19 protein-coding genes and 1 pseudogene are annotated in these 16,730 nt (G+C 53.3%); 4 read left to right on the top strand and 16 right to left on the bottom strand.

The features are described 5' to 3' along the window. A pseudogene (locus ACMWLG_RS24275) lies at positions 1–280 on the top strand (hypothetical protein); the annotation flags it as partial. A gap of 161 nt (positions 281–441) precedes the next feature. On the opposite strand, the gene ACMWLG_RS24270 reads toward ACMWLG_RS24275, so the two are convergent. From ACMWLG_RS24270 to parM, 11 genes are all read right to left on the bottom strand, one after another. Then, positions 442–639 (bottom strand): hypothetical protein, encoded by a 198-nt coding sequence (locus tag ACMWLG_RS24270; RefSeq protein ID WP_023345621.1) that lies wholly within the window; start codon positions 637–639, stop codon positions 442–444. Positions 640–688: 49 nt separating this feature from the next. Next, positions 689–1,099, bottom strand: coding sequence for a DUF1380 family protein (locus ACMWLG_RS24265; protein ID WP_045261338.1), 411 nt, complete (start codon positions 1,097–1,099; stop codon positions 689–691). Between the two features lie 41 nt (positions 1,100–1,140). Next, on the bottom strand, positions 1,141–1,569 hold the full coding sequence (locus ACMWLG_RS24260) for an antirestriction protein (protein ID WP_032656177.1): 429 nt from the start codon (positions 1,567–1,569) through the stop codon (positions 1,141–1,143). A 347-nt stretch (positions 1,570–1,916) separates the two neighbouring features. After that, positions 1,917–2,339 carry a DUF1380 family protein gene (locus tag ACMWLG_RS24255; protein ID WP_045261337.1) on the bottom strand — a complete coding sequence of 141 codons (423 nt, stop codon included), beginning with the start codon at positions 2,337–2,339 and terminating at the stop codon, positions 1,917–1,919. Positions 2,340–2,395: 56 nt separating this feature from the next. Further along, on the bottom strand, positions 2,396–2,617 hold the full coding sequence (locus tag ACMWLG_RS24250) for a hypothetical protein (RefSeq protein ID WP_045261336.1): 222 nt from the start codon (positions 2,615–2,617) through the stop codon (positions 2,396–2,398). Further along, complete coding sequence (locus ACMWLG_RS24245; protein ID WP_023337959.1) at positions 2,614–3,306, bottom strand: DNA methylase; 693 nt, start codon at positions 3,304–3,306, stop codon at positions 2,614–2,616. Before ACMWLG_RS24245 ends, ACMWLG_RS24250 begins: the two co-directional genes overlap by 4 nt. Before the next feature lie 532 nt (positions 3,307–3,838). Beyond that, positions 3,839–4,306 (bottom strand): hypothetical protein, encoded by a 468-nt coding sequence (locus tag ACMWLG_RS24240; protein ID WP_045261335.1) that lies wholly within the window; start codon positions 4,304–4,306, stop codon positions 3,839–3,841. 367 nt (positions 4,307–4,673) lie between these two features. Continuing rightward, entirely contained in the window at positions 4,674–4,880 is a 207-nt protein-coding gene (locus tag ACMWLG_RS24235) for a hypothetical protein (RefSeq protein ID WP_045261334.1), read from the bottom strand. A gap of 28 nt (positions 4,881–4,908) precedes the next feature. Then, positions 4,909–5,172: a hypothetical protein gene (locus tag ACMWLG_RS24230; RefSeq protein ID WP_032663691.1), complete on the bottom strand. Its 264-nt coding sequence runs from the start codon at positions 5,170–5,172 to the stop codon at positions 4,909–4,911. Positions 5,173–5,175: 3 nt separating this feature from the next. Next, positions 5,176–5,838 carry a plasmid partitioning/stability family protein gene (locus ACMWLG_RS24225; protein ID WP_045261333.1) on the bottom strand — a complete coding sequence of 221 codons (663 nt, stop codon included), beginning with the start codon at positions 5,836–5,838 and terminating at the stop codon, positions 5,176–5,178. A 2-nt stretch (positions 5,839–5,840) separates the two neighbouring features. Beyond that, the gene (gene parM / locus ACMWLG_RS24220) at positions 5,841–6,812 is read right to left on the bottom strand and encodes a plasmid segregation protein ParM domain-containing protein (protein ID WP_080336844.1); all 972 of its coding nucleotides are present in this window, start codon (positions 6,810–6,812) and stop codon (positions 5,841–5,843) included. A gap of 231 nt (positions 6,813–7,043) precedes the next feature. On the opposite strand from parM, the gene umuD reads away from it, so the two are divergent. From umuD to repE, 3 genes are all read left to right on the top strand, one after another. Further along, positions 7,044–7,475, top strand: a complete 432-nt coding sequence (umuD, locus tag ACMWLG_RS24215; protein WP_045261331.1) for a translesion error-prone DNA polymerase V autoproteolytic subunit — start codon at positions 7,044–7,046, stop codon at positions 7,473–7,475. Further along, positions 7,475–8,746: a Y-family DNA polymerase gene (locus tag ACMWLG_RS24210; protein ID WP_045261330.1), complete on the top strand. Its 1,272-nt coding sequence runs from the start codon at positions 7,475–7,477 to the stop codon at positions 8,744–8,746. Before umuD ends, ACMWLG_RS24210 begins: the two co-directional genes overlap by 1 nt. 443 nt (positions 8,747–9,189) lie before the next feature. Next, positions 9,190–9,945, top strand: coding sequence for a replication initiation protein RepE (repE, locus tag ACMWLG_RS24205; RefSeq protein ID WP_045261329.1), 756 nt, complete (start codon positions 9,190–9,192; stop codon positions 9,943–9,945). Positions 9,946–10,255: 310 nt separating this feature from the next. On the opposite strand, the gene ACMWLG_RS24200 is transcribed toward repE, so the two are convergent. The 5 genes from ACMWLG_RS24200 to ACMWLG_RS24180 all read right to left on the bottom strand — a co-directional run bounded on the left by ACMWLG_RS24200 (position 10,256) and on the right by ACMWLG_RS24180 (position 16,530). Then, positions 10,256–11,614 (bottom strand): hypothetical protein, encoded by a 1,359-nt coding sequence (locus tag ACMWLG_RS24200; protein ID WP_045261328.1) that lies wholly within the window; start codon positions 11,612–11,614, stop codon positions 10,256–10,258. Positions 11,615–11,817: 203 nt separating this feature from the next. After that, entirely contained in the window at positions 11,818–13,062 is a 1,245-nt protein-coding gene (locus tag ACMWLG_RS24195) for a HEPN/Toprim-associated domain-containing protein (protein ID WP_045261327.1), read from the bottom strand. Between the two features lie 130 nt (positions 13,063–13,192). Continuing rightward, entirely contained in the window at positions 13,193–14,296 is a 1,104-nt protein-coding gene (locus tag ACMWLG_RS24190) for a hypothetical protein (RefSeq protein ID WP_045261326.1), read from the bottom strand. A 15-nt stretch (positions 14,297–14,311) separates the two neighbouring features. After that, on the bottom strand, positions 14,312–15,079 hold the full coding sequence (locus ACMWLG_RS24185; RefSeq protein ID WP_045261325.1) for a tyrosine-type recombinase/integrase: 768 nt from the start codon (positions 15,077–15,079) through the stop codon (positions 14,312–14,314). Positions 15,080–15,486: 407 nt separating this feature from the next. Then, on the bottom strand, positions 15,487–16,530 hold the full coding sequence (locus tag ACMWLG_RS24180) for a hypothetical protein (RefSeq protein WP_139136289.1): 1,044 nt from the start codon (positions 16,528–16,530) through the stop codon (positions 15,487–15,489). Positions 16,531–16,730: the final 200 nt, after the last annotated feature.

Raw genomic sequence — 16,730 nt, 5'->3', positions numbered from 1 at the left:
CGGCATCAGCCGGCGCGGTGAAGGCGTTCCGGACGGCACGGCCGGAGAAGCCGCAGCCTTTGACCTTCGCCATCAGACCCTAGCGTCAGCCCGAAACCCCGCAGGGGTTCGGCGGAGCCCGGCGGGTGCGCCAGCAGCCGCCCTGGCGGAGTGGGGCTCGACGACCGGACAGCAGTGCTGGCCGGGAGCCGAAGGGGGCCAGAAGTGGGATTCTGGTGTTTTCAGAGAATTTGCTGATCGGGTTTCAGAGCCGCCACGCCACGCAGGACCGTATACGTGACAATTTGCCCCCACAATGCCATTCCTCTGCATTTCTCCTGACTTACACCAGGGGCGGGAGGGGGCAGCGCCGCAGGCGCTGGCCTTGCCGCCCCGTCAGCCCGAAGGGATGACTGGGTTTTCGCGCGCGAACAGGCGGCGCCTATGCCCCGCCCGGATTATTTACTTTCCATCCCCCTGACCGCCCTGGAGAATGAAGTGGCCGCAAAGATAGACGGCGCACTGGCGGGTAGCCGATTCGCAGATCTCATCCAGCACTTTCGCTGTGGTTACGGGGCTGAGTCCTGATTCACGACGTCGCTCGTTGATGAGCGTTTTATACTGGCGCAGGATGCTGCGGGTTTCCGGTGACAGTTGCATGGTGTTCTCCTTTTTTCAGTTTCCGGAGGCAATGCCTCCGGTTTCTCAGTCAGGCATTGAGCGCAGCGCGCAGGCGCAACATGACGTCATTTTCTTCTTTCAGGGTTTCTGCCGCTGATCCGCCTCCATCCTCCGCGCATACAGCGATACGCTCCATTTCCTTCCCTGCAAGCTGCATCACCACCGCAAGCGCCGCAGCCGGAATGGTGACATTACGGTGTTTCCGTTTTTCTTCCACCATCACCTCAACAATGTTGTAGATGAGAGGGACACATCCGGAGGGATACAGCTCTGCCTCCAGTCTTTCCATCACCACGTCGATCTCTTCATCACTGAGATCCCAGTCAATGCAGAGACCGCGAATATCGTTCCGGCTCCAGCTGGCGAATACAAATTTCTCGCCGTCATTATCGTCATCACGCAGCATTTCGATGGCGATCTCTTTTGCTGTACCAATCATGTTTTCTCCTTTAGTCGGGCGGCATCGCCGCCCGTGATCAGTCAGTCAAGGGCACGCCAGATCGTGGCGCTTTCAGGATGGGTATCAGCAAATGCCATAAGCTGCTCATAACGGCGGCAGAAGTGGCGGCACAGCTCCTCATGGTCATGGTTACTGTGGTGCCAGCTCCGGTGATTCAGTACCAGCGCCGTGAGGATGATCCCCGCCACTTCCCCGCTGACAGTCTGCTCAAACCAGTTTTCCCGATTGCACAGGGTCAGGCTCTCCACGTCAGGCGCCATATATCCGCCGCCTTCCGGCAGCCGGTAAAACTGCCAGAATCCCCCCTGATACTCAGGGCAATAACGCTGGGCGTAGGCGTACACGGATGCCTCGGACGTCATAAAATCGCCCCCAAACAAATCAGGCAGGAAAGTCAGGCGCTGCGCACCCTCAAGACGAACAGCATCACAGGTCACGGTCTGGTTCATAGATCCTCCACGGTTAACATATTCTCGGTTCCGGCATCGCCGTGACGACACGACAGACCGGCGAAAAGCGGAGGACACAGGGGCGACGCCGCAAGCCGCAGCGCAAAGCCTTCACGGGCTGAATGCACCGTGAAGGGTGCGAACGGGTGAGGACGGAGGCGTCAGCGAACCCTTGTGGCCGATGCGGCCGGGCTACAGTGAAGTCACGGCGTATGCCGTCACCGCACGGAGCTTCAGGGGAGTTTCATTGTCCCGACGTGGCCCGGAGGGCGGCGGCGGATAAAAGCGGAAGGTACTGACATCCTTTTCGCAGTGGATGGTTGCCGGGGCGTTACCCCGGCGTTCTCTCAGGCGGCCAGTGCCTCCTGTAGGGCGCGAACGTTATTCAGCTCATTTCTGACGGATTCCGGCTCCTGCCGCCCGGATTCCCAGGCCATACCGATCCGGTTTTCCAGCTCGCATTCATAGTTACGCAGGACGCGGGACAGAAGTACCGCCGGAACACTCACCTGATGGTTTTCCGCCTCCCGCTGACGGGTCAGGAGATCGTTGATAGTCTGATGATTTACCCCTTCCTGGCGGTATTGCGTCATTTTCATTTCGCCGAGGGCCTTCATCACCTCCCGGATTTCAGCCCCGTCCGGTTCTGGCTGGGCTTCACGGCAGGCTACGCTAATCCCCTCCTCCGTCCAGACCAGCAGGACCAGGGGTTCGTCAGCCGTGAACATGTTTTCAAGCTGTACACAAAGTTCTTCGCGGATTCCGTACATCGTTTTTTCTCTCCTGCTAAGGGGTTACAGGCCGGGCCTCAGCCCGGCAGGGTCAGTCAGTCCTGAAAGGTTTCGTCCAGCACCAGAGCTTCACGGTAGGCTTCCAGAAGCAGGGTGTTGATCCGGCGCAGGGTCTGCGCAGCCATACGTTCGGTAAGCGTTGCCGCGTCGTGCCGGTGCTGCGATTCGAGGCGGTTCAGCAGCATCCGCACGTCACACATGGCATTGCTGAGCGCGGCCACGTCCGCGCGCAGGGTTTCAAGGCCCGGGTAGTTCATGCCGCCTCCGGATAGTCGGGATAAAACGCACCGTCATTGGCCGCCGGCATCCTTCTCGCCCGCTCAACCTGCGCCAGGCGGCGAACGCCGGCGGCGTGGTACTGCTCAAGCATCTCAATCCCGATATAGCGGCGGCTGGCTTCGGCGGCGGCCACGCAGGTGGAGCCGCTGCCGGCGAACGGGTCAAGGACAATGGCCCCCGGATGCGTGAGCGATTCAATCAGCGGTCGCAGGCTCTGCACCGGCTTCTCCGTCGGGTGGTGTCGGTTGCCCGTGTATTTCCAGGGGATCACGTCCGGAATGGGACGGTCCGGGGTTTGCGGCCTCCCCTTCGCCAGCAGGTAGGCGCTCTCATGGGTGTAACCCACGAACGTCGATTTTGAGGCGTAGGACTTGGCGAAGACGATATGGCCAACCACCCGGAAACCGGCCGCTTTCCACGCATTCAGAAACAGATCCGCGCGGTTCCAGGCATAGAAGCTCACCATAAGGCTGTCGTTTTTCAGCACGCGGTACATTTCATGACAGGCGGGCTGGAGCCATTCGGCTGAGTTGTCCCCGGCCAGGGTGCGCCCGGTACGGTCTTTATAGCCAACCAGATACGGCGGATCGGTAAGAATAAAATCGACGGCACGCGCCGGGAAACGGGACATCACCTGCACGCAGTCACCCAGAATAAAACGGGACATAGACACACTCCTCTCTGATATGCGGCACCCTCTTGCGCCGTGCCGCCACAAAAACCCGGCTCTGAGCGGAGGGCGCAGGGGCGACGCCGCAAGCCGCAGCGCAAGCCTTTCACGGGCTGAATGCGCCGTGAAAGGTGCGAACGGGTGAGGACGGAGACAACGTGAACCCTTGCGACCGCAGCGGCCGGGTTAGCGTGAAGGCACGGCGTTGAACACGCCGCCGGCTGGCGGCAATAAGGCGGAGGGAACCGACATCCTTCGGTGCCGGTTCTGGTAGCTGATGAGTCAGGCAGAGTATGGCAGAATGTACACTGATAATGGATTCGCGCCGTTATCTTACATGTATGCCTTTGATTTCAGGACGTCCCCGACCGGCGACGTCCTTTTTTTTTCAGTCGGATATATGGCAGGTGAAAAAAGGCAGCAATTGTGCAATTATCTGTGCCGAAAACATCTGATGGGTTTTCACTTAAAACGAATATGACACATTTGAGGACGCTCTTTTCCCGGAAAGCGTCCTGCTTTTTTTTCGTCAGCGCCCCTTCACTCCGTCAATGGCAATCTGCAGCGTGTCCCAGTTAAATCCGATTCCGGCATCATGGCTTCGGTCGCAGATACGCATTGCTTCTGCAATTTTCTCTTCAGACAGACTGTCATCAAGTGAAAGAAAATCATCTGCCAGCCAGAATGTCCCCAGACACAGTGCATCCGGTGGGTACTGCTTCAGCCTGGCCATGAGTCCTGCCACCGTCACATCATCCCGGCAGGCTGAAACAGGCGGCAGCACGCGATCGGCGATGTCATTCCAGCACCAGTCATCCTCCTCCGGCACCGCTTCATGCAGGGTCTGTAATTCCACGCCCGGGAGCTGGGAAAGCTGCTCCCGGATTTCACCCAGGTACAGTCGTTCACTGCTGGCATCCTCGCTCCCCAGGTAGTGGTTGTTGATATACACGGCAAATTCGCCGTTATTCAGTTCAATACAGGTCAGTCTGAACATGGTTGTGTCCTCAGCATCCGGCACCCTCTTGCGCCGTGCCGCCACAAAAACCCGGCGAAAAGCGGAAGACGCCAGGGCGACGCCGAAGCCGCAGCGCAAGCCCTTCACGGGCTGAATGCACCGTGCAGGGCGCGAACGGGTGAGGACGGAGGCGACAGCTTCCCTGGAGGCAGAAGCGGCCGGGTTAGCGTGAAGGCACGGCGGGGCGTTGTCCTGGAGGAGAAAGGAAATAAATCTGATAATTCATGACGATATATTTTGACTTAACGCAAACTGCCTCTAAACTTTCAGAACAATAACAGCAAGTATGCTTACGGCAGGGGTTGATGTCACCCTGCCGTTTTTTTCTGAAGTGCAGGTACCGGATTTAACGGCTCTCCGGTGCCGCACCAATTCTGCGCAGTGCCTCCTGCACTTCATGCAGCCCAAAAACATCATCTGCAGGCGGATTCTTTCCCGACAAGCTGCATGCCGTCAGGGTCGAGTTGTATGCTGAAACCCGCTGGCGATGCAGCGCCTGCAGGGCCACAATTACGAGCGTACGTTCGTCTCCTGTCAGGTCTTCAAGCTTCATACCGTTTCCTTCAGGTTAATGTTCATATTCATCCCCGTCCCTTTGGTTTTTTCTCGTCAAACGCCAGGAGAACCCCGAGGCCGATCAGTGAGGCATAGCAGACCTGCATCGCGATTGTCACCGGCAGGGATATGTTATCAGCCAGAACGCCGGGAACCACAACGGCCACGCCTGCCAGTATCATTCCCCTGCCGGTCTTTTTGACCAGATCCGGCCACTGAGATTCAGGCACGTTCCGGGCACGCAGAAAGTTATGAATGCACTGCTCTGCCTTCTGTTTAATCACTGACATGTTCTAGTCTCCGAATGCCCGTTGCATATTTTTCTTTATCCTGGTCGCTTCACCGGTTACCGGTGCGGCAGGCTGTGCTGGTTTCTCCGGTACTGCAGCCTTACTCACGCCAGCCGTACCAGCCATCTGCTGAACCAGAACCTGCAGCTCGCTGACCGTGCCGGGCGGTACCGGCATGCTGGCCAGCAGACGCGGCAGCTCCGGCGCGGTCGTATGCAGGGCCAGACCGGTGATAATCAGGTTTCTCAGCAGCTCTCCACGCAGGCGGGATGACACGCCCGTCAGCACACGCTCAACCCGTTCACTGCTCCGGTCATCCTGAAGCGTCAGGGTGTAACGCCGGCGCTGGTATTCCGTCTCCGGTGACATGGCCAGAGCCGCCACGCCACCATCAGGCTCATCTGGAAGTCCTGAGAGTGAAGACCAGGTACCGGAGACCAGGGCCATCACGGCGCAAAGCCGGATGGCGCTCAGCTGCCCGTCAAAGAACACCGGGATCAGCGCCGGTAAACGGGCATCCGTCTGGTACATCACCGCCCCGGCGGTGGCGGCGGTCCGGATGAAGTCACCGCGCAGGGGCTGTGAGATGGTGCTGATGGTCGCCATCGCCGCGATGTCGGTGCGATCGTCGCTGTGCAGATAGAAAGAATACTGGCCGTCCGGCACGTTTAGTCCTCTTTATTGTAAAGGGCAATCTCTCTGGCCAGCGCCAGCTGCGGATCGCCGATAACCTCGATACGGTCAGGAGCCAGAGGCCAGGCCTGACGGATAGCCTCTTCAATGAGGGATGCCCCTCCCCCGACCAGGAATACCCGGTTAACGTTTCTGAAGGCCGTCAGCTCACTGGTGACACGCGCCCCCAGGGAAGTGATTGCCTCTGTAATTTTGTTCAGAACATCGTCAATTTTTCCGGCATCGTTGATCACTCGCTGCAGATACTGACGATCATTGCGGTTGCGGATGACCGTGTCAGCAATAAGCGCGCTGGTTTCGCTGTCTGCAGCCCGCAGCGCGCCTGCAGCTGCGCGGGTGACCTGTGACACGCCGACAGACGGATTGCCGTGTACCGCACTGATATCATCAAACTGTCCGACAATCACGCCGGCATCGAGCGTGGTTCCGCCGAGATCGATAATCAGGGTGGTCTCAGCGGGTCCGGGCTTTAGCTCCGCGAGACGGGAGAACGCCGCCGGCAGTGATTCCGGCATCACCTTCACGTCCGTTACGGTAAATGCCCTGCCCTTATTCAGAACCAGCTCACGCATCAGGTTTTCCCGTTTGCGTCGGATGTTCTCCTCGTTCCGCTGGCAGTCCCCGTCATAATACTCGCTCAGGGGCAGCGTCACGGTCAGGCTCACCGGCTGCGGCTCAAGTCCGCTGTTCAGCAGCGCATGATGCACGGCCAGCAGGTTGAGATCACCGTACTGATATTCCACGTTTGTTGTCGGGATGGCATCCCGGCTGACGCTGTCCCAGGTATATTTCAGCGTGCCCACCTGATAGTTGAACGTTGCAGCACTGAATTCCGCCACTTTCCAGCCATGCCGGAAGGAGTTAGCAGAAACCCGGGTCTGCAGCTCGTTTCCTTCAAACCATGCCAGCTTAACATTAGTTGAACCATCATCGCAGTAAATATTCATCATTATGCTCCATCAATTAAACTCAATTTGATACACATTATAAGAGCAAAATGGAAAAACAAAAGCATTATTTCTCATTATGAGTAGTATAAAGCACTCAAAATGATATTAACTAGCATTTTGAGTAACTTAGGTTACTCACCCTGTTCATGGCGCAGGCGATCTGGATTATCCTCACGCTGTTAAATATACTGTATGCATAACCAGTATATTTAGACATCAGGAGGAAAGATGAAACTGCAGCTTTTCAGCACCGGGAAAGCACTCCCGCCAAAGGCCCATCCGTTGTTTGCAGACCTGGCCAGCTGCGGTTTTCCCAGCCCTGCCGCTGACTATGTCGAGTCCGACCTGGATCTCCATGATTACTGCATACGGCACCCGAGCGCGACTTACTATCTCCGTGCCAGCGGTGACAGCATGTCCGACGGCAGCCTTTACAATGGCGATCTGCTGGTTGTGGACAGTGCAGAGAAGCCCCGGCACGGCGATATTGTTGTGGCCAGTGTGCAGGGGGAGTTTACGGTTAAACGGCTTCTGCTGACGCCACGACTGACGCTGCAGCCAATGAACGCCGCCTGGTCGCCGATTTATCCCGACCCGGACGATCTGGATATCTTTGGCGTCGTCACGCACATCATCCATCGCCCGAGGGAGATGTACTGATGTTTGCCCTGGCCGATGTGAACAGCTTTTATGCCAGCTGCGAACGTGTTTTCCGCCCTGATTTGAAAGGAAAGCCGGTTGTGGTGCTCAGTAATAACGATGGCTGCGTCATCGCAAGAAGTGCCGAGGCAAAGCCCTGGATCAAAATGGGCACGCCGTGGTTTCAGATGAAAAACGAAAAGTACCCGGAAAAAATATACGCGTTCTCAAGCAACTATGAACTTTATGCCTCGATGTCAGCGCGCGTGATGAGCTGCCTGGAGGAGCTGGCCCCCAGGGTGGAACAGTATTCGATTGACGAGATGTTCCTCGACCTGACCGGCGTTGAGCGCTGCATGGACCTGGAGGACTTCGGCCGGCAGCTGCGCCAGCACGTGTATGACTGTACCCGTCTGACCATCGGCGTGGGTGCCGGGCCGACGAAAACCCTGGCAAAATCAGCCCAGTGGGCCTCAAAGGAGTGGAAACAATTTCGTGGTGTGCTCGCCCTGACCCGGGGGAATCCTCAGCGAACGCGGAAACTGCTTTCACTGCAGCCGGTCGAAGAGATCTGGGGCGTGGGAAACCGTATTGCACGCAAGCTCAATGTTCTTGGCATCAGGACCGCGCTCGATCTGGCACTGACGAACCCGGCCTTTATCCGGAAAAATTTCTCCGTCGTTCTCGAGCGAACAGTGCGCGAACTGAACGGGGAAAGCTGCATGTCGCTTGAGGAAGCACCGCCTACTAAACAACAGATTGTCTGCAGCCGCAGTTTTGGCGAGAAGATCACTGAATACGATTCGCTCCGCCAGGCTGTCTGTCAGTACGCAGAGCGGGCCTCAGAAAAGCTGCGTAAAGAGCGCCAGTATTGCCGGCATATTTCCGTATTCATCAAAACGTCTCCGTTCGCTGTTAAAGAGCCTTACTACGGCAACGTGGCCACGGAGAAACTGCTTACCCCCACTCAGGACACCCGGGACATCATTGCGGCCGCCACAGCGGCTCTGGAGCGTATCTGGAAGGATGGGCACCGGTATGCCAAAGCCGGTGTGATGCTGAATGACTTCACCAGCTCCGGCGTTTCGCAGCTGCAGCTGTTCGACGAACGTCCTCCACGTCCTCACAGCGCTGAGCTGATGAAGGTTCTCGATGGCATTAATCATTCCGGGCTGGGACAGGTCTGGTTTGCAGGACGAGGGATTGCGCCTACATGGCAAATGAAACGCGATATGCTCTCCCCTGCGTACACCACTCGCTGGAAAGATATCCCCATAGCGAGGATCGGTTAAATTTCGCCTTTCAGAGAGAGCCAGTAGTGCTCGCCGCAGCCGAACGGCAGGGCGAAGCCCGCGAGTGAGCGAGGAAGCACCAGGGAACTGCACGGACAAATTCTGCTTACGCTCGGAGTCTAATGGTTAGCTCCTTCAGGTTTATCCACTTATCCACGGACATATTTTTATAAGATCTTTTTAATAGGTTGTTAGGTTTACCTTTTTAGAACGTCTCTCAGCCCTTTATTCATGCGGGTTTGAGAAGGGTCTTTGTGACAATTTGCCCTTTCAGTGTGACAAATCACCCTCAAAACCCCGGTTTATCTGTGACAGATTGCCCTTAACCCTGTGACAAATTGCCCTCAAAAGCTGCAGTATTTCACAAAGTTATCCCTACCTGTTGACTCTTTTTCATTTAGTGTGACAATCTTAAAATCTGTCACACTTTACACGGATCTGTCATGACGGAAGTTGCGGTTATCAACCATAAAAAACGTAAGAATAGCCCGCGTATTGTTCAGTCAAACGAACTGACTGAGGCGGCATACAGTCTGTCCCGCGATCAAAAGCGTATGCTTTATCTCTTTGTGGACCAGATCAGAAAATCTGACGGTACGCTGCAGGAGCATGATGGGATCTGTGAAATTCAGGTCGCCAAATATGCGGAAACCTTCGGCCTGACCTCCGCCGAGGCCAGTAAAGATATCCGTCAGGCGCTCAAGGGTTTCGCGGGTAAGGAAGTGGTCTTTTATCGCCCTGAAGAAGATGCAGGTGAAGAAAAGGGATATGAATCCTTCCCCTGGTTCATCAAACGTGCCCACAGTCCATCCAGAGGACTGTACAGCGTACATATCAACCCTTACCTCATCCCTTTCTTCATTGGTCTTCAGAACCGTTTTACACAGTTCCGACTCAGTGAAACGAAAGAGATCACGAATCCTTATGCCATGCGTCTCTACGAGTCGTTATGCCAGTACCGTAAGCCGGATGGCTCTGGCGTGGTATCCCTGAAAATTGACTGGATCATGGAGCGTTACCAGCTTCCGCAAAGCTATCAGCGTATGCCAGACTTCCGCCGTCGTTTCCTGCAGGCGAGTGTCGATGAAATCAACAGCAGAACGCCGATGCGGTTATCGTATATCGAGAAAAAGAAAGGCCGCCAGACTACTCATATAGTCTTTTCCTTCAGTGACATAACATCCATCACCCCTGGATGAATCTGAGGGTTCGATGTCACAAACATGAGGGTGGTTCGTCACACTTTGATTCTAAAGTTAAGGGTAATTTGTCACAGATGCTACCTTCACACCCGAACCGTACTGGAATTATGGTTCGCACCAGCTCAGAATCTTAGCTTTTTACCGCTGATTGAGGGCAGTTTGTCACAGTTAGCTAAGGGCAACTTATCACTCATTAGTTTGAGCACTGAGTGTCATTTGTCACAGATAGCATAACAGCATCCTCTATCCTGAAATTCTGCTTCAGGGCTAATTGTCACACTTTGCCTGAAACAATTCGGCTTCAGCGCTATCTCCGCATTTTTCCAGCGGTGAAAATGTGTCTGAGCAGAACGATATTAAACGTTTTATCTGAAGCCGCTGGCCAGCCCGGAGGATCTGTTAACAACACCCCTTCTTGCGCCATCCAGCTGTGAGTTTTGTGTTTGCGCTCGATGTACTCCCTGGACTCATACCCCATCGTTTCAATGATGAAGGTCGTCACTGAACTTTCTTTGGCCGGAGCTACGTTCAGGATAAAATCGGGGTGAATGTCTTCCTCCTCACCGTCCTTGATGCTTTTTGTCGTGAACAAGGGTTTGCTGAGACTGATCGCATTCGGATGATTTGGTTGACGGCCGGCATAACTGCTGGCGTTGATGATCACCTTCAGGGTTTCACGCTCCCTGTTACTGTCGACGGGAACTGGATTATCAAGCGTGTAGGCGGCATGAGCGTAGCCTTCATGGCAATAAACATTACCATCTCCTCCCCTCCGGTATTCCAGAATTGTCCAGTAAGGGGCGCGGCTGCCGACATTGTATGTGTTTTCACCATTGATACTGACCCTAGCCTCCGGTCGGTGCACGAAGTTTTTCCCACGAACGCTGAAGACTACCTCTTCCCGGCTGACGTCTGTCGCTATCCCGATGACATACACGCACGGTTCTTTTTTCTGGCTGTTGATACCCAGCATCGTTTCCAGCTCTGAAAGCATGCAACCAATACGCTCGATGCTTAACCAGGGTACACAGCTGAATAACTTGCTCAGAGGTGTGCCGTTGCTCATTGAGTGGTCTTCCAGCACGTCTTTGAGCCTGCTGATCGCCCCCGTAAGCCCAGGACTCTGGTACTCAGGAATCAGTTCAAGCTGGTTCAGGCCCGCAGCCTGGATAAGCGTCAGTAATTTACGCCCCAGAGCCGGAACGGGTTTCAGCATTTTTCGCTTGCGCTTACGTGGTTCTACCGGTTCTTCCACGTTGGCAGCTCTGACATCCTTCTTCTTGTCCGGTAGCCAGTCATCCCCGCCAACAGGATTCAGTGGGCTTGTTTTACCTTCAACAACCGTGTTGTCAGCGTCTTTCTCTTTTTTCAGACGAAACAGCGGACACTGTTCGTCATGCGGCCTTGTGGTCTTTACATGACGTAATTTGGCTACGTTCACTTCACAATTAAATGGGCCTTCAGCTTCAGGGTCAGGGTTAACACAGTCGCACTTGATCCACAGTTCCTGTCTGTCCATCTCGTTGAGAACCATATTCACAATGCGCAAATCTGCCTGGCCTGGTTTTCGCCCATTACTGAAGACGTGAAGCAGGGCTTCCTTTTCAGCCAGAGTCAGTTTCCTCTCAAACCGCCCTCTGGGATTTTTTTTCCAGACCAGTTCCATTCCTTTCTCCTGACAGCGAAACGCTTCAAATAATGATATTGAAATGAATTTCAAAAGTATTACAAACGAAATACAAATGAAACACAATAAACCATACTTCTGGAATGAAAATGAAGTACAGGTACTGAGATTCAACTTATCTCTCGTACTTCATTTTTCGACGACGCTCTTCATAAATGAAATACAAATAAAACACAAAAGAATTACATTTGTACGTCATTTTTATTCTCGAATTGCAGCTGAAGCCCATCCAGAATCTGTTTGTCTATACCAGCCAGAAACACGTGCATGAGCTCCTCGAGCTCATTTACATGATAGCCCTCAATTAAGTGGTGCTTCCCATTCTTATCACGGCCATTTCGGTGAACAATGTCGTGTCGAACGATCACTGAACGCGCTATATCATTCAATATATCGGGCGGGAAACTGACAAGGAGACATTCCTGATAGAGTTTTTTCACTGTCGCAATATGGTGAAACGACAGGCTGAGCAATGCCGTCTCGATAGTCTTGTCCAGCGAATCGAGCAGATTGAAGACCTCTGAAAGTGGCTTTTTGGAGCTATTCTGGAATGCCTCGTAGCTCTCAACGAAACGTCGCTTAACAGGAGGATGCTTTACTGCCCGTATGAAAATATCTGCAAGGTAAGCTTCCATAACGGTAATTATGCCGGAGTAACACATTCTCACCAGTACAGGATTTTCGGGTGCAGAGGCGACCAGTGTACTTAACTCTGAAAGGCTCTGTCTGGCATGTCTAAGCGGTTGAGTGGCTCCTGCATGTTTTTCTTCCAGATCGTCAAAATCATCAGTCCATCCGGCAGAAATGAGCCATTTCAGGTCCAGTTCGCATACAGCGTCATCCTCAGTGATTAGCAGAATCGCTAAAGCGTAAAAGTCTTGTTGTGTACACGGGAAATTAAAGTTCGTATCACGAACCCAGGAGCAATCTTCGTCGACCCAGCTGACCATCAGGGAAAGGACAGGATCACCTGTTTTAATCCACCTCATATACGGGTTGTCATCACTCTCTGTGCTTGGCCAACACGCCGCCTTTTTTAACCGGTCAAGCCAGTCATCCAGCGTCGCATTGTCAAGAACCGGGATGATGTGCTCCAGCCACGCAATTTTGCCACCTCGATAAGCGCCCCCTTCTTCGGAATGGAGTTCGCTTTCAAGTTCCGCAATAGAATCCGCTTTCCAGGACTCAATGGCAGTAGAAAAATCCCTTTCGAGAGCCGTCCGGTCATATCCGTTCAGCTGTAACCGCCGGCGCATCTGCGCTACGGTCGTCCGATAGCCGATAAACGTCTCTTCTGACCAGCTTCCGTCCTCCTCTTTGACAATCTCCCTGACACGGTCGCCCTGCTGAAAATACCACTGATAATAGTCATTCTGCGTATCGTAAAGAGTGAAGTTACCGATAGAGATACTGGTCCACGTTGACATAGAAAGCCCTTAACGTAATACAATTGAAATACATATGTATTTTATTATTTCTCATTGTGACCACGAAACGATTACAAAAGGATTTCTTTTGTAATTCAAATGAATTTCAAATGTATTCCTTTTGTATTGTTTAATCATCATGATAACGGCTGTCACCATCGCAAAATTCACATCCTCTAAAATGACTCAGTTCAGGCACGCTATCGCTGAAGTGGTTGCAGAACCCGCACGCGTGCAGTTCTTCATAGTAAGAAAGACAGTGAGTACAGAGATAACCATCACCGAGTTTACAGACACTGTCAGGTGTCATGCAGTTTGTGCAACCGGCAGGCAGTACGGAGTAATCCTGTTCATCGACGCTCCGGAATGTTTCCTCATCGAGAAGCGTCATTCGATCGACGACCTCGTTGCAGTTGTCACAGGTAAAAGGTTCATCACCTTCAGGTAAGGACTGTCGCTCGTCACAGTTTGGACAACTGAATAAAATATGACGGGACTGACTGGTACAGACATGGCATCGGGTAATGAACAGCGTTCGTTCCTCACTCCCGGTGGAATGAGATTGGGTAACCTGTGCTTCTTGTTTGCAGATATCACAGACGGCTATCTGCTTACCGGATTTGGCCAGCGCATCCAGTTCTTCTTTAACTTGCCGCAGCCGAACGGCAGCATAGAACTCACTTCCCCTGAGCAGTCGGGTTTCACCGTGCGCCAGCTTCCAGCTGTAGCTGTCTTTAGCGCCGAAGATGGACTTCCATTCATCCCGCATGAGACGGTTGAGGGCAAACCAGGCATCTGCCTGTTCTCTTTGGATCTGATTCTGTTCAGCGTCAGTGAATGATGGATGATAGAAGTGAACCACCCGGTTGCGGTGCTGCCTGACTTTATCGAAAACGGTCATTGTTTCTTTAGGCAAGGGTTTCTCGAGGATGTCCCCGAGGCGGGTACAGGTTTCATCGTAAGTCACGGACTGAAAATCGCCTGCAACATACTTACTCCGGACAACTTTTTTACCTGAACAGACCAGTGTCCAGTGTTCGTGTACGAGGGGGACTTTCAGCAGGATCTCAACCGCGGTCCAGAAGCTGACGACCGAGAACTTCGCTTTAGATGCTTCCAGCTCTTCACGCGCCTTATCCAGAAACGCCAGCCCGTTGTCGATCAGGGCCTGAACATCCTGGCTGAGTTCAGGGGCCCGGGGTTCCTGGTCTGCATCATCATCATCATCAAACATGTGCCTTTCCTTGCTTCAGTTATTACCGCGCAGCAGCTGCAGCGCGTCACGTGTATCGAGGGTGAACCGCAGCTGCTGACTGGCGGCGATATCGAGCGCGAATATCTTCGTGTACACCTCGGTACTCTCAAACTTCTCGTGCCCCAGCAGACCCTGAAGCACCTTCGGGTGAACGTGGCCATATAAAAGGTGCATCGCAAAACTGTGCCTGAACGTGTGGGGGCTGACGTCGATACTCAGTCTGACACCGTCACGATTTGCAGCATCCGTAGCCCGCACCAGCCAGTTACGCACCGTCCGGTCGGACACATTCCACACCGGCTGCGCGCGGCGTTCGCCGGTGATGGGGTCATCCTCAAACTGCTCCTTCGTGCTGGCGAACAGCCGGCGCATCTCATCGACGTAGGCCGGATCGGAGAGCGGGACAACGCGGTTGGCACTTTTCCCCTTGCGCGGACGGCCACCGCCGGCACGCCGCTGCTTGGCCGTGCGCAGAACGACATGCGGAATGCTTTCATTGAGGTGAAAGTCGCGTCGCCTCAGGGCAAGGCATTCGTTCAGGCGCGCCCCGGTATTCCATAAGGTATTGAAAAAAGCGTGCTGGCTCCAGTCCTGAACAAAGTGCAGAAGTCCGGCCACTTCCGGGGCCAGCAGATATTTTGGCAGCTCGGTGTAGTGCCGGGCCATCTCGCGCAGGGAAAGTGCGCGGCCGTAGTCCAGGCCCGCCGGCTGTCCCGTTGCCGGCAGGGCAGGGGAGGCATTAATAAAAGAGGGCAGAGTCATGGTGTCCCCGTCGTTCTGGTCACGCTGTGTAAATTCTGGCGGGTCACACCCTTGCAACCCGGCCATTTTTCACGCAGCGCAATCTGATGAAGTTCTGCTGTCATTTTCGTCGCTCGCGACCGCGCCTGCCACGGAAAAAACCCGCAGAGCGCTGCGCGCTGAATTTCCGCTTTCTGGATATATACCATAAATCAGAAACAATTATTTTAGCGTGAGCAGAGATCGGGATCGGAAAAGGATCGAAAAAGGATCTTTTTTGCCTGGATGATGGGGTCAGAAGGGGAGGGAAGGACCGTATGTTGTGTTCTGTGACAAACTGCCCTCAGTCGGGTGACCTTTCCTCAAATTACATAAAACGGAAAGGATGTATCCGGGCACTGATGTGCCCGGATGAGGAGGGATGAGGTTTAGTCAGTAGGGGACGTAAGCAGGGATTGCATATCGAGATCCGGCGCACAGGAGATATCATCATCGCTGCCGTTAGTCAGTTCCTCAATGTACCTCCGGATTGTTTCACACTGCTGGAGGTAATAGGCGATCTGCAATGCTATACGTACCCGGGATTCTGGGACACCCCCCATTCCGAATGTATCATTCATTATTTCCCGGAAAGTTAATTCCTGGTGAAATTTTTTCGGACGTTCGTTAATAAGGCTCATAACTTTTTTGAACAAATCAGAAAACGTAACCTGCTCTCTCATATTATAGTCATATCGGTAAATCGATTCTGCCGAGTCAATATCGCCATTCTTCAGCAAAATCCACCCGTAAAGAAGTTTACCGTCATGAATATCCACTCCAGATGGATGAGGTGTTCCATCACCTTTAGCAAACACATGCTTACTCAGTAATTGACGCAGGGTCGCTTCCAGCGAGGTTAGCTTTTCACGTAAAACCCCGGTGGAATCATCGATGCGGTTAGACATTGCCAGATTGATAATCAACATGTGAAAAAATAGATTCAGGTTCGCTTCTATTACTGCGCAGAACCGCTTTTCTGTCTCTTCACCGGGATTTTTTATGGGTTGTATCGCATCAGAAAGCCTTCTTACCTGGGTCTGAAGGGTTGTATAAAGATGTACCCCCATGACTCTGACGTCATGAAGATATCTTTCGGTAGGCGTCTCCATACATACCGCAAAATTATCCAGAAACTGTTGATACTTTTCACCGGCGCCCTCGAACTCAGAATCTTTAATTACCTCGGTCACAAAGCTGGCCTGGGTGCGGACCTCTTTGATAAGCGACTGGACATCAATGTCGTTATACCAGATGTTGGTTTCTGTCCTCTGGATCAGAAAAACAGGCAGATTGACGGGCTCGACTTTGCCATTAGACAGGATTTTTCCTGATGAGACATCCCTGATTATCTGGCGTGGAGATTCTGCTACAGCTTCTCCGGTAAGCAGTTTTTTTTCATGGTCTGAAATTTTTTGTAGCTTATTCATCATTCAATCCTGAGTTATCTGTCAGTTCTGCTCATCATTAAACAGCAAAATGTGTCTGCTGGGTACGCTTGCGCCGAAGCAAAATCGCTTTTCCGCGTATAGCGGAAAACGGAATCTATGGTCACTCCCGTTTTTGCAACACCGATTTTGACGATAAGTTGGCTTGCTTGAATCTATCCGGCGTCTGAATGGGATTTTATTCC

Source organism: Enterobacter sp. 01-M-02-SI-ECC (assembly GCF_047530595.1).
In the GTDB taxonomy this organism is placed as follows: Bacteria; Pseudomonadota; Gammaproteobacteria; order Enterobacterales; family Enterobacteriaceae; genus Enterobacter; species Enterobacter cloacae_M.
The sequence above is the reverse complement of the archived record's forward strand: the minus strand, read 5'-3'. Positions and strand labels throughout refer to the sequence as shown.

Bases quoted from the DNA above. Each gene is read 5' to 3' on its own strand.
- umuD (WP_045261331.1), top strand. From the start codon at position 7,044: ATGAAACTGCAGCTTTTCAGCACCGGGAAAGCACTCCCGCCAAAGGCC.
- ACMWLG_RS24265 (WP_045261338.1), bottom strand. From the start codon at position 1,099: ATGATTGGTACAGCAAAAGAGATCGCCATCGAAATGCTGCGTGATGAC.
- ACMWLG_RS24235 (WP_045261334.1), bottom strand. From the start codon at position 4,880: ATGAAGCTTGAAGACCTGACAGGAGACGAACGTACGCTCGTAATTGTG.
- parM (WP_080336844.1), bottom strand. From the start codon at position 6,812: ATGAATATTTACTGCGATGATGGTTCAACTAATGTTAAGCTGGCATGG.
- ACMWLG_RS24230 (WP_032663691.1), bottom strand. From the start codon at position 5,172: ATGTCAGTGATTAAACAGAAGGCAGAGCAGTGCATTCATAACTTTCTG.
- ACMWLG_RS24260 (WP_032656177.1), bottom strand. From the start codon at position 1,569: ATGAACCAGACCGTGACCTGTGATGCTGTTCGTCTTGAGGGTGCGCAG.
- ACMWLG_RS24240 (WP_045261335.1), bottom strand. From the start codon at position 4,306: ATGTTCAGACTGACCTGTATTGAACTGAATAACGGCGAATTTGCCGTG.
- ACMWLG_RS24245 (WP_023337959.1), bottom strand. From the start codon at position 3,306: ATGTCCCGTTTTATTCTGGGTGACTGCGTGCAGGTGATGTCCCGTTTC.
- ACMWLG_RS24200 (WP_045261328.1), bottom strand. From the start codon at position 11,614: ATGGAACTGGTCTGGAAAAAAAATCCCAGAGGGCGGTTTGAGAGGAAA.
- ACMWLG_RS24210 (WP_045261330.1), top strand. From the start codon at position 7,475: ATGTTTGCCCTGGCCGATGTGAACAGCTTTTATGCCAGCTGCGAACGT.
- ACMWLG_RS24195 (WP_045261327.1), bottom strand. From the start codon at position 13,062: ATGTCAACGTGGACCAGTATCTCTATCGGTAACTTCACTCTTTACGAT.
- repE (WP_045261329.1), top strand. From the start codon at position 9,190: ATGACGGAAGTTGCGGTTATCAACCATAAAAAACGTAAGAATAGCCCG.
- ACMWLG_RS24270 (WP_023345621.1), bottom strand. From the start codon at position 639: ATGCAACTGTCACCGGAAACCCGCAGCATCCTGCGCCAGTATAAAACG.
- ACMWLG_RS24185 (WP_045261325.1), bottom strand. From the start codon at position 15,079: ATGACTCTGCCCTCTTTTATTAATGCCTCCCCTGCCCTGCCGGCAACG.
- ACMWLG_RS24255 (WP_045261337.1), bottom strand. From the start codon at position 2,339: ATGTACGGAATCCGCGAAGAACTTTGTGTACAGCTTGAAAACATGTTC.
- ACMWLG_RS24250 (WP_045261336.1), bottom strand. From the start codon at position 2,617: ATGAACTACCCGGGCCTTGAAACCCTGCGCGCGGACGTGGCCGCGCTC.
- ACMWLG_RS24180 (WP_139136289.1), bottom strand. From the start codon at position 16,530: ATGATGAATAAGCTACAAAAAATTTCAGACCATGAAAAAAAACTGCTT.
- ACMWLG_RS24190 (WP_045261326.1), bottom strand. From the start codon at position 14,296: ATGTTTGATGATGATGATGATGCAGACCAGGAACCCCGGGCCCCTGAA.